Consider the following 15111-nt stretch of genomic DNA (forward strand, 5'->3'; position numbering starts at 1 on the left):
AGATGCTTGATTCATGGCGGGTCAATCGTCGCGGCATCACCCGAGTCCACCAGGGACAGGTCGGAAAAGCAACAGTCTGACCCACCCGGTCGGAGCCGAGACCTGGTTCGGCTACACGCTCGGCGGGTATTTCTTCCGGCTGGTCAAAGGAGATGACGTCGTCGCCTTCCTTCGCACCAGGGATTCGGCCGAGATAGTCGACACCGTCCCGTTCCTGGGCGACAGGACCGACCCCCGGCCGGACCTTCAACGGCTCGCCACTGCGTGGATTCGGAAGAGCCATCTAACAACGGAAATCCACACCAGAAACAGTTGATTGACCTCGGCCGCACGCTTCTTGCCGACCTGCCCCGACGGCGGGCGTGCGTCCGATCAGCCCCGCCCGGCCCGCACACGACCTCCGGGCCGGGCGGGGTCCCATCCTGAGACGGCCCGAGAACCCGTGTCAGCGCCGTCTCAGGGCCGTCTCAGTGATCGCTCGGCGGCGTGTCAGCGGGGGCGCGCACGGTGGGCTCACCTACCACTCAGACGAGGGGATCCACCATGCAGAACGCCGTGCTGGCCGAGGGGCTGGCCATGCGGTTCGGGGAGACGAGAGCGCTCGACGGTGTCGACCTCGCCGTGCCCAGCGGCACCGTCCTGGGGCTGCTCGGGCCCAACGGCGCCGGGAAGACCACCGCCGTCCGCATCCTGACCACGCTGCTGCGGCCCGATGCCGGCCGGGCCGAGGTGTGCGGGTACGACGTGGTGCGCGAGGCACACCAGGTCCGCCAGCTGATCGGGCTGACCGGGCAGTACGCCTCGGTCGACGAGATGCTCACCGGTACCGAGAACCTGCTGCTGATCGGGCGCCTGCTGGGGCTGACCCGGCCGCTGGCCAAGCGCCGGGCCCGGGAGCTGCTCGAGCGGTTCGGCCTGGCCGACGCCGCCGGACGCGCGGCGAAGACCTACTCCGGCGGCATGCGACGGCGCCTGGACCTGGCCGCGAGCCTCGTCGCCAGCCCGCGTGTGCTGTTCCTCGACGAGCCGACAACCGGCCTGGACCCGCGCAGCCGGTTGGACCTCTGGCAGATCATCCGCGACCTGGTCGCCGACGGGGTGACCGTACTGCTGACCACCCAGTACCTCGACGAGGCCGACCAGCTGGCCAGCCGCATCGCGGTCGTGGACCACGGTCGGGTCATCGCCGAGGGCACGCCGGCCGAGCTGAAGGCCCGCACCGGCGCCCAGCCGCTGGTCGTGCGGCCGGCGGACCCCGCCGACCTGCCGACCGTGCTGCGCATCGTCGGGGACCTGTCCGACACCGCGCCCGCCGTCGAGGGCACGGTCGTCACCGCGACCGTGGCCGATCCGGCGGTCCTGCCGGCCGTGGTGCGCCGGCTCGACGACGCGAACGTGCTGGTGGCCGAGCTCGCGCTGCGCGACGTGAGCCTGGACGAGGTGTTCCTCGCGCTGACCGGGCAGCGGACCGCCGCCCCCGCCCTCCCGGAAGGAGTCCCGGCATGACCGCCTCGATCGCCGTCCCCGCCGCGCGGGTGCGCCCCGCCGAGGGCCTGCGCCAGAGCGCCTCGCTGTCCTGGCGGACGCTGGTGCAGATCAAGCACAACCCGATGGAGCTGATCGACTTCAGCATCCAGCCGGTCATGTTCCTGCTGCTGTTCACCTACGTGTTCGGCGGCGCGATCGTCGGCTCGACCGGTGACTACCTGGCCTTCGCCCTGCCCGGGATCATCGTGCAGAACGCGCTGTTCGCCAGCCTGAACACCGGCGTCGGCCTGAACACCGACCTCACCAAGGGGGTGTTCGACCGGCTGCGGACGCTGCCGATCGCCCGCTGGGCGCCGCTGGCCGGGCGGATCGCCGCGGACATGGTCAAGCAGGTGTGGGCGCTCGTCCTGCTGCTGGGCATCGGCGCGATCATGGGCTTCCGGGTGGGCGGCTCCCCACTCGGGCTGCTCGGCGCCGCCGGGCTGCTCCTGGTGGTGGTGTTCGCCTTCTCCTGGATCGCGGTGCTGGTCGGGATGATCGTCAGCGAGCCGGAGAAGGTGATGATCTTCGGGTTCACCGTGATGTTCCCGCTGACCTTCGTCTCCAACGCCTTCGTCCCCGCCGACACGATGCCGAGCTGGTTGCAGGGCTGGGTGGAGGTCAACCCGGTCACGCTGCTCGCCGACGCGATGCGAGGCCTGCTCGGCGGCGGATCGGTCGCCGGCCCGGTGGGCGGTGTCGTGCTCTGGTCCGCTGCCATCACCGTGGTCGTCGCGCCGCTCGCCGTGCGCGCGTTCAAACGGCGGGTGTGACCCCCGCCAGCTCCAGCACGGTCTCGATCGTGGCGGAACGGCCGCGCGCGACCCACTCGGCGAACTCCTCCTCGCCGAGTGCGGCGCGCGTGGCCGCCTCCACCCGCACACCGTCAACGAAGGACAAGTCGGGGACGCCGCGGATGGCGACGCTCGCGCCGAGCAGCCGCGCGGCGTGCCGAGCCTCGCCCCGGTTCAGGCTGGTCTCGGCGATCCCGACCAGGGTGTGGGCGATCACCGGCGCGTCGTTGGAGCGCACCGCCCAGTCCAGCGCCTCCGCGTGGTGTGCCGCGGCCTCCTCGGCCCGTCCGAGAGCGGCCGCCTGGAACCCCCTGCCGGCGCAGACGATGGCCCGGAACTGGGGCGGAACCGTCGGATGCGTCACGACGACCGCCGCCCTGGCCATTTCGACGCTCGCCGTCTCGAGGTCTCCGCGCCACCGCGCGAACTCCGCCCTGGCCTGGGCGACACCGGCCAGCGACTCGGGCAGCCCGACCCGATCGGCGTCGTGCTGCGCCTGCTCCAGCACGGCCGCCGACTCCGCCGGCCGATCCAGCTGGAGCAGCAGAGCGGCCAGCCGCAGCCGAAAGGTCACCATGTCGTCGCTGGCGTCCAGCGCGGCGACCAGCTCGATCGCCTCCCGGTACTGATCGGCGGCCGCGCTCAACTCACCGCGCCAGGCCATCAGGTCGGCGAGCGAGCCCAGGGTGAACGCCATCCCCCATCGCTCCCCCGCCTCGCGGAACGCCGCCAGTGCCCGGCGGAAGTCGGCCTCGGCCTGAGCGTGGCTCTGACCGGCGTTCAGCGCGGCATGGGCACGCATCACGCGGCCGGTGCCGCGTACCCACGGGTCCTCGTCGTCGACCAGCTCGCTCACCCGGTCGAGGTCGGGCCGTTCTCCCGGCCGCCCGTAGAGGTGCCACACGTCCTGCAGCGCCAGGATCAGCCGCACCAGCGGGTGCCCGCGATCCGCGCGCTCGGCGTTGCGGACCCCCTCGGCGAACCAGGCCTCCGCCGTCGACTGGTCACGCAGGCCGTCCATCGCGATCAACGCGGAGATCCCGAAGGCCACCGCGCGCACGTCGTGCGGCACGTCGTCCGCGGGCATCGCCAGCACCTCACCGGCCAGCTCACCGCCCTCGACCTTGTGCCCGGCCAGCCACCAGTACCCGGCGACGTGACCGAGGAACCGCAGCGCCGTCTCGCTGTCGCCGGCGGCGACCGCCGCCCGCAGTGCCGCGTTCAGGTTGTCGTGGTCGGCGGTCAGCCGGGCGATCCAGACCAGCTGCTCGGCACGCCACAGGTGCGGCTCGGCGGCCTCGACCAGCCGTCCGAAGAACGCCGTGTGCGCGCGACGGGTCCGCTCCCGCTCACCGGCCTCCGCCAGGCGCTCCAGGCTGTAGGCCTTGATCGTCTCCAGCAGCCGGTAGCGGTCGTCGACGAGGACCACCAGCGACTTGTCGACAAGCGCGGACAGCACGTCGAACACCCGGTCGGGCTCGAGACCGACCGGGTGCTCGACATCGCCGCACACCTGCTCCGCCGCCTCGAGGGTGGCGCCGCCGGAGAACACCGCCAGCCGGCGCAGCAGCACGCGCTCCTGGTCGTCGAGCAGCTCCCAGCTCCAGTCGACGACCGCGCGCAGGGTCTGGTGGCGCGGCAGGGCCATCCGGCTGCCCCCGGTGAGCAGCCGGAACCGGTCGTGCAGCCGGGTCGCGAGCTGACCGGGCGACATCGTCCGCAGCCGGGCCGCGGCCAGCTCGATGGCCAGCGGCATGCCGTCCAGCGCCCGGCAGATGTGCACCATCGACGCGATGGTCGGCTCGTCGGTGGCGAGGTCGGGTCGCGCCGACCGGGCGCGGTCGGCGAGCAGCCGCATCGACGGGTAGCCCAGCGCCTCGTCCCCGGTGGCGCCGGCCGGGGGCAGCGGCAACGGGTCGACCGGCCAGAGGGTCTCGCCGGTGATGCCGAGCGGCTCGCGGCTCGTGGCGAGCACCCGCAGCCCCGGGCACTCGCCGAGCAGCCGGTCGACCAGCTCGGCCGCCGCGGCCACCACATGCTCGCAGTTGTCCAGCACCAACAGCAGCGACCGGGTGGAGAGCGCGGCCGCGAGCCGCTCGACCGGCTCGCCGACGACCGGACCGCCGGTGCCGAGCAGGGCGTCGACCCGGAGGCCGAGCGCGGAAAGCACGGCCTGCGGCAGCTCCGCCCCGTCCCCGACCGGCGCGAACTCGACCAACCACACCTCGGAGACGTCCTCGAGCAGCGCGCGGGCGACCTCGGTCGCGAGCCTCGTCTTCCCCGACCCGCCCGGACCGGTCAGCGTCACCAGCCGGGACTCCCCCATCATCGTGCTCACCCGGGCCAGGTCCCGGTCGCGGCCGACGAAGCTGGTCAGCGAGGCCCGCAGGTTCGTGAGCCGGGACGGACGCTCGGAGCGCTCGCCCCGCAACAGGGCCAGATGCAGCTCGGCCAGCTCGGGCGACGGGTCGGCGCCCAGCTGCTCGGCGAGCGCGTCCCGGGTCCGGGCGTAGACGGCCAGCGCGTCACCGGAGCGCCCGACCCGGGCGAGGGCGCGCATGAGCAGCCCGGCGAACCGCTCGTGCAGCGGGTGTTCGGCGACCAGGGACTCGAGCTCCGCCACCGGGTCCCCGCGGTCGGCGAGCAGGTCGTCCTCGATCCGGTCGGCCAGCGCGGCGAGCCGCAGCTCCACCAGCCGGGCGCGCGGAGCCTGGGCGAACGCGGCACCCGCGACGTCGGCGAGCGCCTCGCCCCGCCACAGCTCCAGCGCCGTGCGGAGCAGATCCCCCCGGTCCCCGTTCCCGCTGGTGGCCAACTCCTCGAAGCGCTGGACGTCCACGTCCTGCGGGGAGACGGCGAGCCGGTAGCCGGCGGGATGGGACTCCACGGCCGGCTCGGGCAGCGCCCGGCGCAACCGGGAGACCAGGGCCTGCAACGCGTTCGTCGCCTCCGCCGGTGGGTGCTCGCCCCACACCCCGTCGATCAGCCGGTCGGTGGTGACCACCCGGCCGGGTGCCAGGGCGAGCAGGATCAGCAGCGTGCGCAACCGCGCGCCGGTGATCTCCACCGGCGCGCCGTCGTCGGCCCGCACCTCGAGCGGGCCGAGCATCGAGATCCGCACGAGTCGATTCTGCCCTCCCCGGTCGACGTGGCAGGCTGGCGCCCGTGAGTCGCCCTCTCGCGTTGCTGGACGCGGCCAGCCTGTACTTCCGCGCGTACTACGCGCTGCCGGACTCGATGACCGCTCCCGACGGCACCGTCGTCAACGCGGTGCGCGGGTTCGCCGACACGATCGCCCGGATCCTGACCGAACGTCGCCCCGGGCGGCTGGTGGCCTGCATGGACGCCGACTGGCGCCCGGCCTTCCGGGTCGAGGCGCTGCCCTCCTACAAGGCGCACCGGGTCGCCGACCCGGTCAACAACGTCGAGGAGGTGCCCGACACGCTGACCCCCCAGGTGCCGATCATCCTCGACCTGCTGGACGCGGTCGGCCTGGCCGTCGCGGAGGCGCCCGGGTACGAGGCGGACGACGTGATCGGCACCCTGGTCGCCCGGGAGGCCACCGACCCGGTGGAGGTGATCTCCGGCGACCGCGACCTGTTCCAGGTCGTGCGGGACGAGCCCACCCCGGTCAGCGTGGTCTACGTCGGCCGGGGCTGGGCGCGGGCCGAGGTACTGGGGCCGCGCGAGCTGGCGGCGCGCTACGACCTGCCGCCGGAGAACAGCGGCCGCGCCTACGCCGACATGGCCCTGCTCCGCGGCGACCCCTCCGACGGCCTGCCCGGCGTGGCCGGCGTCGGCGAGAAGACCGCGGCCAAGCTGATCACCCGGTTCGGCTCGCTCGAGGGCCTGCTGGCCGCCGCCGACGCCGAGGACAAGCTGGTGCCGCTGCGGGTGCGGACCGCCCTGCGCGACGCGGCCGACTACGTCGCCGCCGCGCCGCGCGTGGTGCGGGTCGCCCTGGACGCCGAGGTCACCGTGGACCGCGAGGACACCGTGCCGGAGCGGGCACGCGACCTCGACCGGGTCCGGCTGCTGCAGGAGAAGTGGGACCTCGGCGCCTCGGTCGACCGGCTGCTGGCCGCCCTGCCCGGGTCGGCGACCGGCTGACGAGCCAGGAGTTCGCCTCGCCGCTCGCCTACCGCCGCCCGACGGCGTAGGTCAGGTGCGCCACCCTCGGGGAGTGCTCCGCGCGGACCTGCTCCAGGGTGACGCGGTCCGCGTCCACCCCCTCGAACAGGCGGACTCCGGTGCCGAACAGCACGGGCGACAGCGCGATCGAGAACTCGTCGACCAGGCCGGCGTTCACGTAGCTCAGGATCGTCGCGCCGCCGCCGGCGATGCGGACGTCCCGGTCACCGGCGGCCGCGCGGGCCTGGTCGAGCGCGGACTCGACGCCGTCGTCGACGAAGTGGAACGTGGTCCCACCCGGCCGCTCCCAGGGGTCGCGCTTCTCGTGCGTCACGACGAAGACCGGGGTGTGGAACGGCGCCTCCTCCGGCCACGCGACCTCGCCCGCGTCGAACATGCGCCTGCCCATCACGCTCGCGCCGGTGCGCTCGAACGTCTCCCGCAGGATGTCGTTGTCGCGCCCCTCCTCGCCGCCGCCGCCGAGCTTCAGGTTCTCCCGGAAGAACCGCTGCGGGAAGACCCACCGCTGCAGTTCCACCCACTGCCGCCCCATCAGGTCCGCCGTCGACTCGGGTGCGATGAACCCGTCCAGCGACATCGACACGCTGAAGAACACCCTGCCCGCCATCAGCGCTCCACCTCCGGCCGGGCGAGCTCGGCGACGTAGGCGGCCAGGTTGCCCAGGGTCTGCCGGCCGCCCTCGATCGCGTGGTACTTCTCGACCGCCTCGTCGCGCAGTTCCGCGCTCGGGAACACCGTCCGCATCTCGATCCGGGTCGCCGCACCGTCCTGCTCGAACCTGAGGACCGACTCGAACGCGTTCGGGTCGTCGCGGGACTCGCCGTGGAGCAGCGCGATCCGCTCCGGCGGGGCGATCTCGGTCCAGGTGATCCACTCGGCGTAGTCGGTCCCGTCCGGTCCGTGCATCACGAAGTCCCACACCCCGCCGACGCGGAACTCGAACGACCGCGTGGTGGTGGTGAAGCCCTCCGGTCCCCACCACCTGGACAGGTGCCGGACCTCGGTGAACGCCTCGAACACCAGCTCCCGGGGGGCGTCGATGACCCGGGAGACCACGATCTCGCGGTCGGAGGTCGCGGTCGGCGCCGGCGCTCCTGGTCCTGTCATGCTCATTGGGCTACGTCTCCCGCCTCGTCTGCTTCAGGTCCTGCACGTACGCGTCCAGTCGGCCGAGGCTCTCGTTCCAGAACCGCTCGAACCCGCCGGTCCACTCGTGAACCGGCCGCAGCCCGCGTGCGTCGAGGCCGTACAGGCGTTGCCTGCCCGCCTTCCGGTCCCGCACCAACCCGACCTCGCGGAGCACCCGCAGGTGTTTGGACGCCTGCGGCTGGGTCATCCCCAGCTCCCCGGCCAGCTCGGTGACGGGCCGTTCACCGGCCCGCAGCAGCACCAGGATCTCTCGGCGCTGCGGCTCGGCGATCGCGTTGAAGACGTCCGACGTCGTCGCTGCTCGTGCCATGGCGAAATGGTATGCCTATATAGGCATGCGTCAAGCCGGGCGGAGCCCGATCGTGACCATGGTCATGATTCAGCGGGTCGCGGGGGCGGCGAAGCGGGACAGGTCGGGACCGGCCGGCTCGTCGGGGCCGCAGGACGCCGTCAGCAGGGCGAGCGCCGTCACCAGAGCGGCGACCAGCAGGCGGGGCGGCATCAGAACAAGCTACCGCACCAGGCCGCGCGCTCGGTCCCGAACAGCCGGTCCGCCGCCGGCAGCGCCGCCGGGTCGTGCACGGTGACCCGGCCGATCCCGGCCAGCTGCGAGGGACGCCAGGCACCCAGGTACAGCATGGCGAGTGCCTCGGGGTCCACGGTCAGCGCGGCCGGCGCCTCGGTGCGCTCGGCGCCGGCCGCGCCGACGACGTAGGTACCGGTGTTGGCCGGCAGCAGGGGATCGACGACCTCGACCACCACGGGGTCGGCCGGGCCGTAGGCGCGTGCGGACAACGCGGCCGGGACGTCCACCAGCCGCAGCCACAGGTCGTCGTCCAGCTCGGAGCGCACCGCGGTGGAGTCCACCAGCGCCGCGGCGAGGGGCTCGTCGGTCGGGCGCTGGTAGGCGGTGAGGTGGTCGACCAGGTCGATGTCGAGCAGGAACCGCCACAGGTCGTTCGCCACCGCCTGGTCGGCCGCGACGAAGTCGTACACGACGAGACCGACGCCGTCGCGCGGGTCGGCGGGTGCCTGCTCGGACGGGCGGTACTGGAGGAACCCGTCGATCGCCCCGTCCGCGCCGTGGTGCGCGGCGACGCGGAAGTACTCGTGCCTGAGCCGGCGCTCGTAGCAGAGCGCCCACCAGCTGGGACCGCGACCCATCATCCCCGGCCATGCCCCCAGCATCCGGGAGTAGGCCTCCGGCAGAAGCGTGAGCGCCTCGTCCTGGGTCAGCAGCCGCATGGTGCCGGTGGTCGGCACCTCCGGCCGCATCCTGGCGCGGGCGGGACGCGCCCGCACGATGTGGGCGAGCGTGCCGATTCCGTAGCCGAAGCGGCCGTAGATCGTGGCCTCGCTCGCGTGCAGCGCCGCGAAGACCTCGCCGCCGCGCGCGACCGCGGCGAGCTGCTCGCGCATCAGGCCGGTGAGCGCGCCCCGCCTGCGGTGGTCGGTGCGCACCGCGACACCGGTGACCGCCGCCATGGGCAGCACCGCGCCGCCCGGCACGGTGAGGGCGGAGGTCAGCGAGGTCGTCGTGCCGATCATCGTGTCGCCGGCGAAGGCGCCGAAGGTGCGACCAGGCTCGTAGAACTTCCTGGTGGTCGCCCACTTCTCGTCGTTGGGCGGCTGCTCGTGCACGGCCTCGTTGAAGATCGTGTTGGCCGTACGCAGCTCGGCGTCCTCGAGCACGCGGACGTCGAACTCGGTTGCCCGCGCGGGCGACAGGGTCTGGGTCACCGCCCGATCATGCCTGCCGGTCGTGGCACCGGCCACCGCATTACTTGGGCTCGCTGACCTCGAACTCGCCGTTCTCGTTGAGCACGGTGACGGTGACCGTCTTCTCCTGGCCGGCGACGGTCACCGTGCAGTCGAACTGGAGCGCGAGATCACCCGGGCAGTCGACGTTGCCGACGTCGGAGAGCTGGTACTCCTGGGCGAGGAAGTTCCGGACCCCGTTCGCGCCCTCGAGCAGGTCCTCGTTGAGCACGTCGAGGTTGGGCATCTCGATGTCCGGCACGTCCGGCACGTCCGGCAGGTTGACCGCGTCCTCCGCGCCGCAGCCGGCGAGCACGAACACGGGAACCACGAGCAGACCAACAAGTCGACGTCGCACACTCAACCCTTCGGAGCCGGTTATGTCCGGTTCCAGGGTACCGCGCTACTTGGCCTCGGGAGTGCCGACCTCGTACTGGCCGTCGTCGTTGCGCACGGTGATCTTCACGTTCATCTCCTCGTCGCGGATGACGACGGTGCAGGTGAACGTGTTGCCCTGCTTGACCTCCTGCTCCGCGGGACAGCGGACGTCGCCGATGTCGTCCGCGGGTTCGTTGTAGTTCTCGATCAGGATCTTCTTCACGCCGTTGTCGCCCTCGAGCGCGGCCTGGTCGAAGACCTTCTTGTTCAGGAAGCCGGGCGTGACGAAGCCGAGCACGCCGAAGGCACCCGCGGCGAGCACGACGACGACCACCACGATCCAGATCCAGGCGCCGCCCTTCTTCGCCGGCGGCTGGCCGTAGGGCGACTGCCCCGGGAACCCGCCGGGCTGCTGCTGGCCGTAGCCGCCGTAGGGCTGCTGTTGCTGCTGCTGGCCGTAGCCCCCGGGGTACTGCTGGGTCGGCTGCTGGCCGTACCCCCCGTACGGCTGCTGCTGTTGCGGCTGGCCGTAGGGCTGCTGCTGGCCATAACCACCCTGCCCGGGGGCCGGCCCGGGGCCCTGCGCCGGGAACCCGCCCGAGGGCGTGCCCGGCGTCGAACCGCCACCGTAGGGTTGCTGTCCCCACTGCTGCTGCGGGTCGTTCCCACCGGAAGGCCCGTAGGGGCTGGTCATGATTCGCCTCCGCGAAATCGAGGTCGCTCGTCGGTGCTGCGTGGCCGGTGCACTGGATCAAACCGCGCGGTCAAACCATAGCGGCAGGTGGATCCCCCGTGTGCCGCGCCACGCGATTCCAACCGTCCGGACCAGTGCCTCAGCTCACGCCCAGCGCGACCACGCCCCGCCGCATCCCGCGCACCGCGCGATCCGCCGCCACGCCGACCGGATGCCCGGTGCCCATCACGTCGCGGAGCTGGTCGAGCAGGTCGATCACCTGTCGACACCAGCGGACGAAGTCGCCTGCCGAGATCTCGCTGCCGGCCGACTCGGCGGCGGTGAGCACCCGCTCCAGGGACTCGCCGCGCGCCCAGCGGTAGGCCGTCCAGGCGAAGCCGGCGTCGGGCTGGCGGGTGCGCTCGAGCTTGTGCCGCCGCTCGTCGTGCTCCAGCGACGTCCACAGCCGCATGGTCTCGCCGAGCGCGTCGGTCACCGCTCCCGCCGGCACCCTCGGCTCGCTGGGGCTGTCCCGGCGTGACTCGTAGACCAGCGCGGACACCACCGCCGCGAGCTCGGGTGCGTCGAGGGAGTCCCAGACGCCGGTGCGCAGGCACTCCGCGGCGAGCAGGTCGGACTCGCTGTAGAGCCGGGCCAGCCACCGCCCGTGCCCGGTCACGTCGTCCTCCCCGGCAAGGTAGCCGCGCTCGGTGAGCAGCGCCCGGATCCGGTCGAAGGCACGGGCGAGCGAGTGGGTGGTCGCGGCGACCTTCTGCTCCAGCTGCTGGGTCTCCGCGGCCAGCCGGCGGTGCCGCTCCGCCCACCGGGCGTGCGCCTCCCGGTCGTCGCAGCCGTGGCAGGGGTGGGCACGCAGGGCGCGGCGCAGCGCCGCCAGCTCGCCGTCGTCATCCGCGCCGCGGGTGCGACGACCACGACCCGGCGGCACGATCCCGGTGTTGCGCAGTGTCGACGCGAGGTCCCGGCGCGAGCGCGGCGAGCGCAGGTCCACCTGCTTGGGCAGCCGGACCCGACCGAGTGCCTCGACCGGCGACGGGAAGTCCGACAGCGAGAGCCGGCCCGCCCAGCGGTCCTCGGTGAGCACCAACGGCCGCGGCTCCCCCATCGGATCCAGACCGGGGTCCACGACGATGGCCAGGCCCGACCGGCGACCTGACGGCACCGCGATGACGTCGCCCTTGCGCAGCGCCTCGAGCGAGCGGGCCGCCTCCGCGCGGCGGGCCGTGGCGTTGCGGCGGGACAGCGCCTTCTCCCGCTCGGACAACCGCGCCCGCAGGTCGGCGTACTCGGCGAAGTCGCCGAGGTGGCAGGTCATCGACTCCCGGTAGCCCTCCAGCGCCTCGTGGTTGCGCTCGATCCGCCTGGCCATCCCGACCACCGAACGGTCCGCCTGGAACTGGGCGAACGACTGCTCGAGCAGCTCCCGGGCCTGCTGGGCGCCGAGGCGGTCGACCAGGTTGACGGCCATGTTGTACGCCGGCCGGAACGAGGAGCGCAGCGGATAGGTGCGGGTGGAGGCCAGCCCGGCCACGTGCTTGGGGTCCACGCCCGGCTGCCAGATGACGACGGCGTGTCCCTCGATGTCGATCCCCCGCCGACCGGCACGCCCGGTGAGCTGGGTGTACTCCCCCGGCGTCAGGTCGACGTGGGCCTCGCCGTTGTACTTGACCAGCCGCTCGAGGACGACCGTCCGGGCGGGCATGTTGATGCCCAGCGCGAGGGTCTCGGTGGCGAACACGACCTTCACCAGGCCGCGCACGAACAGCTCCTCGACCGTCTCCTTGAACGCCGGGAGCAGGCCGGCGTGGTGGCTGGCGAAGCCGCGCTCGAGCGCCTCGCGCCACTCCCAGAAGCCCAGCACCCGCAGGTCGGCCTCGTTGAGGTCCCTGGTCCGGATGTCCACGATGCGGCGGATCTCGGCGACCTCGGCCTCGGTGTTCATCCGCAGGCCCGAGCGGGTGCACTGCGTGACGGCGGCGTCGCAGCCGACCCGGCTGAACACGAACACGATCGCCGGGAGCAGCCCTGCCGCGTCAAGGCGGGAGACCACGTCGACCCGCGAGGGCGGCCGGAACCGGGGCACGCGGGCCGGGCCAGGGCGCTTGTTGCGCCCGCGGGGGCCCTGCCAGGCGGACTGGCTGGCGGACTGGCTGGCGACGTCCTCGGCGCGGCGCAGCAGGTTCGGGTTGAGCCGGGGCTGGCCGTCCGCGTCCTCGCCGGCGAACAGGTCGAGCAGCCGGCCGTTGACCATCATGTGCTGCCAGAGCGGGACCGGGCGGTGCTCGTCGACGACGACGGTGGTGTCGCCCCGGACCTCGACGAGCCAGTCGGCGAACTCCTCGGCGTTGCTCACCGTCGCCGAGAGGCTGATCAGGCGCACCGAGTCGGGCAGGTGGAGGATGACCTCCTCCCAGACCGCGCCGCGGAACCGGTCTGCGAGGTAGTGCACCTCGTCCATGACCACGTAGCCCAGCCCGTCGAGGGTCGACGAGCCGGCGTAGAGCATGTTGCGCAGGACCTCGGTGGTCATCACCACGATCGGCGCGCTGCCGTTGACCGAGCTGTCGCCGGTGAGCAGGCCGACCTTCCCGGGGCCGTAGCGATCGACCAGGTCGGCGAACTTCTGGTTCGACAGCGCCTTGATCGGGGTGGTGTAGAAGCACTTGCGGCCCTCGGCCAGCGCCAGGTGCACGGCGAACTCACCGACCACCGTCTTGCCGGCACCGGTCGGCGCGCAGACGAGCACGCCGTGCCCGTCCTCGAGCGCGGCACAGCCCTCGGACTGGAAGGGGTCGAGCTCGAAGGGCAGCTGCCCCTCGAACTCGGTCAGGCGCGGGTAGGCCGACCGCCGCCGCGCCGCTGCGTAGGCCTCGGCCGGGGACGGAGAAGGGCTGGTGGCCACACCCAAGACTTTCACACGCCGGCGCTGTCGGGGCGCGCGGAGCCCTTTTCGGTGGTCAGACGGGTCGCGCGGCCGTTGAGATAACGCCGCTGGGGCAGGCTCATCGCCCGCTCCGCGGCAACGAGGTAGGCCCGGTGGGCCCCCTCCAGGTCCCCGGACCGCTCAAGCAGGTGGGCGCGGACCGCGAGCGGGCGGTGGTCGGCGGCCAGCCCGCCGTCCTCGTCCACACGGTCCAGCAGGGCGAGGCCCTCCTCCGGTCCGCGCGCCATGGCCACGGCGACGGCGTGGTTGAGCGCCACGACCGGGCTGTCGGTCAGGCGCATGAGCAGCTCGTAGAGCGCCACGATCTGGCGCCAGTCGGTCTCCTCGGCCGACGGCGCCTCGTCGTGCACCGCGGCGATCGCGGCCTGCAGCTGGTAGGGACCCGTCGTGCCCCTCGGCAGGGCCGCCGTGATCAACGCGATCCCCTCGGCGATCGCGCCGGCGTCCCAGCGCCCCCGGTCCTGCTCGGCCATCGGGACCAGCTCGCCGCCGGGTCCCGTGCGGGCCGGGCGGCGGGCGTCGGTGAGCAGCATCAGCGCCAGCAGGCCGGCCACCTCACCCGCCAGCGGGTCGTCCTCGGGCAGCGCGCGGTGCACCAGCCGGGTCAGCCGGATCGCCTCGGCCGACAGCTCGACGCGGTGCAGGTCGGGCCCCGAGGTCGCCGCGTAGCCCTCGTTGAACACGAGGTACAGCACGTGCAGCACGGCGCCCAGCCGGGACGCGCGGTCCGCCGGCATCGCGAAGGCGCTGCCGCTGTCGCGGATGGCCTGCTTCGCCCTGGTGACGCGGCGGGTCATCGTGGCCTCGGGCACCAGGAACGCGCGGGCGATCTCGGCCGTGGTCAGGCCGGCGACCGCGCGCAGGGTGAGCGCGATCTGGGACGCCGGCGAGAGCGACGGGTGGCAGCACAGGAACAACAGGATCAGGGTGTCGTCGGCGTCCGCGGGGGCGCTCTCCCGGTCCGCCGGTGGCGCGAGGCGCTCCGCGGGGAGCTCCCACCGGGCGACGGTGTCCTCGCGCCGCCGCCGGGCCTGTTCGGCCCGCAGCAGGTCGGTGAGCCGCCGCGAGGCCACCGTGACCAGCCAGCCCCGGGGGTTGTCCGGCACCCCGTCGCGCGGCCACTGGGTCGCCGCCGCCAGCAGCGCCTCCTGCGTCGCGTCCTCGGCGGTGTCGAAGTGGCCGTATCGCCGCACGACCGCGCCGAGGACCTGCGGCGCCAGCTCGCGCAGCAGGTCCTCGGTTCGCGGCACGTCTCAGACCGCCATGTCTTCCGCGGACTCGACGATCGGGCGCACGTCGGCGACGTAGCTCTCCCTGGCGTCGGCCGGGCCGGGGCAGTTCGCGAGCTTCGCGGCGATCTCGGTCGCCCGGTCGTAGCTCGCGCACTCGACGACCCAGTACCCGGCCAGCACCTCCTGGGTCTCGGCGTACGGCCCGTCGGTCACCACGGGAACGCCGTCCCGCAGCTGGAGCCGCCGGGTGTGCACCGGCGCGGCGAGGCCCCGGGTCTCGACCAGCTCGCCGGACTCGGCCAGCTCGGCGTTGAACTCGGCCATGAACGTGCCCATGGCGGCGAAGTCCTCGGCGGTCCAGGCCGATCCGGGCTTGCCGGACATGCCGTCGTAGTCGAGCTGCGAACCGTAGGTCAGGATCATGTACTTCATGGTTTTTCCTCTCCGCCGGACACCGCGGTGGTGTCCTTCGCCGGAGACGTCGAG

The 15111-nt window shown here is 73.0% G+C and carries 14 protein-coding genes; 3 read left to right on the plus strand and 11 right to left on the minus strand.

The window, feature by feature from the left end; all coding sequences use genetic code 11:
• The first annotated feature begins 543 nt into the window (after nucleotides 1-543).
• Together BU204_RS07925 and BU204_RS07930 are read left to right on the plus strand one after the other, a co-directional pair.
• On the plus strand, nucleotides 544-1506 hold the full coding sequence (locus BU204_RS07925; protein ID WP_075124919.1) for an ATP-binding cassette domain-containing protein: 963 nt from the start codon (nucleotides 544-546) through the stop codon (nucleotides 1504-1506).
• Nucleotides 1503-2300: an ABC transporter permease gene (locus BU204_RS07930; RefSeq protein ID WP_075124920.1), complete on the plus strand. Its 798-nt coding sequence runs from the start codon at nucleotides 1503-1505 to the stop codon at nucleotides 2298-2300. Before BU204_RS07925 ends, BU204_RS07930 begins: the two co-directional genes overlap by 4 nt.
• On the opposite strand, the gene BU204_RS07935 is transcribed toward BU204_RS07930, so the two are convergent.
• The gene (locus tag BU204_RS07935) at nucleotides 2284-5442 is read right to left on the minus strand and encodes a BTAD domain-containing putative transcriptional regulator (protein WP_075124921.1); all 3159 of its coding nucleotides are present in this window, start codon (nucleotides 5440-5442) and stop codon (nucleotides 2284-2286) included. The genes BU204_RS07930 and BU204_RS07935 overlap by 17 nt on opposite strands.
• 44 nt (nucleotides 5443-5486) lie before the next feature.
• Between BU204_RS07935 and BU204_RS07940 the strand changes: the two genes are divergently transcribed.
• On the plus strand, nucleotides 5487-6431 hold the full coding sequence (locus BU204_RS07940) for a 5'-3' exonuclease (RefSeq protein WP_075124922.1): 945 nt from the start codon (nucleotides 5487-5489) through the stop codon (nucleotides 6429-6431).
• 28 nt (nucleotides 6432-6459) lie between these two features.
• Here the strand turns inward: BU204_RS07940 and BU204_RS07945 are convergent, their stop codons facing one another.
• From BU204_RS07945 to BU204_RS07985, 10 genes are all read right to left on the minus strand, one after another.
• Nucleotides 6460-7080, minus strand: coding sequence for a dihydrofolate reductase family protein (locus tag BU204_RS07945; protein ID WP_075124923.1), 621 nt, complete (start codon nucleotides 7078-7080; stop codon nucleotides 6460-6462).
• A complete protein-coding gene (locus tag BU204_RS07950; protein ID WP_198942802.1) occupies nucleotides 7080-7580 on the minus strand; it encodes an SRPBCC family protein in 501 nt (166 codons plus the stop codon). The genes BU204_RS07945 and BU204_RS07950 overlap by 1 nt, the downstream gene beginning before the upstream one ends.
• A 10-nt stretch (nucleotides 7581-7590) precedes the next feature.
• On the minus strand, nucleotides 7591-7932 hold the full coding sequence (locus tag BU204_RS07955; RefSeq protein WP_075124925.1) for an ArsR/SmtB family transcription factor: 342 nt from the start codon (nucleotides 7930-7932) through the stop codon (nucleotides 7591-7593).
• Between the two features lie 69 nt (nucleotides 7933-8001).
• Nucleotides 8002-8124, minus strand: coding sequence for a hypothetical protein (locus BU204_RS41865; protein ID WP_269844632.1), 123 nt, complete (start codon nucleotides 8122-8124; stop codon nucleotides 8002-8004).
• The gene (locus tag BU204_RS07960; RefSeq protein WP_233159729.1) at nucleotides 8124-9362 is read right to left on the minus strand and encodes a GNAT family N-acetyltransferase; all 1239 of its coding nucleotides are present in this window, start codon (nucleotides 9360-9362) and stop codon (nucleotides 8124-8126) included. Before BU204_RS07960 ends, BU204_RS41865 begins: the two co-directional genes overlap by 1 nt.
• A gap of 40 nt (nucleotides 9363-9402) precedes the next feature.
• The gene (locus BU204_RS07965) at nucleotides 9403-9738 is read right to left on the minus strand and encodes a DUF4333 domain-containing protein (RefSeq protein ID WP_143229359.1); all 336 of its coding nucleotides are present in this window, start codon (nucleotides 9736-9738) and stop codon (nucleotides 9403-9405) included.
• A gap of 45 nt (nucleotides 9739-9783) precedes the next feature.
• Entirely contained in the window at nucleotides 9784-10452 is a 669-nt protein-coding gene (locus tag BU204_RS07970; protein WP_075124927.1) for a DUF4333 domain-containing protein, read from the minus strand.
• A gap of 139 nt (nucleotides 10453-10591) precedes the next feature.
• Nucleotides 10592-13351, minus strand: coding sequence for a DEAD/DEAH box helicase (locus BU204_RS07975; protein ID WP_075124928.1), 2760 nt, complete (start codon nucleotides 13349-13351; stop codon nucleotides 10592-10594).
• 11 nt (nucleotides 13352-13362) lie between these two features.
• A complete protein-coding gene (locus BU204_RS07980) occupies nucleotides 13363-14643 on the minus strand; it encodes an RNA polymerase sigma factor (RefSeq protein ID WP_075124929.1) in 1281 nt (426 codons plus the stop codon).
• A 3-nt stretch (nucleotides 14644-14646) separates the two neighbouring features.
• The gene (locus BU204_RS07985) at nucleotides 14647-15057 is read right to left on the minus strand and encodes a YciI family protein (protein WP_075124930.1); all 411 of its coding nucleotides are present in this window, start codon (nucleotides 15055-15057) and stop codon (nucleotides 14647-14649) included.
• Between the last annotated feature and the right edge of the window lie 54 nt (nucleotides 15058-15111).

It is taken from the genome of Actinophytocola xanthii, from assembly GCF_001921205.1.
Taxonomy (GTDB): Bacteria; Actinomycetota; Actinomycetes; order Mycobacteriales; family Pseudonocardiaceae; genus Actinophytocola; species Actinophytocola xanthii.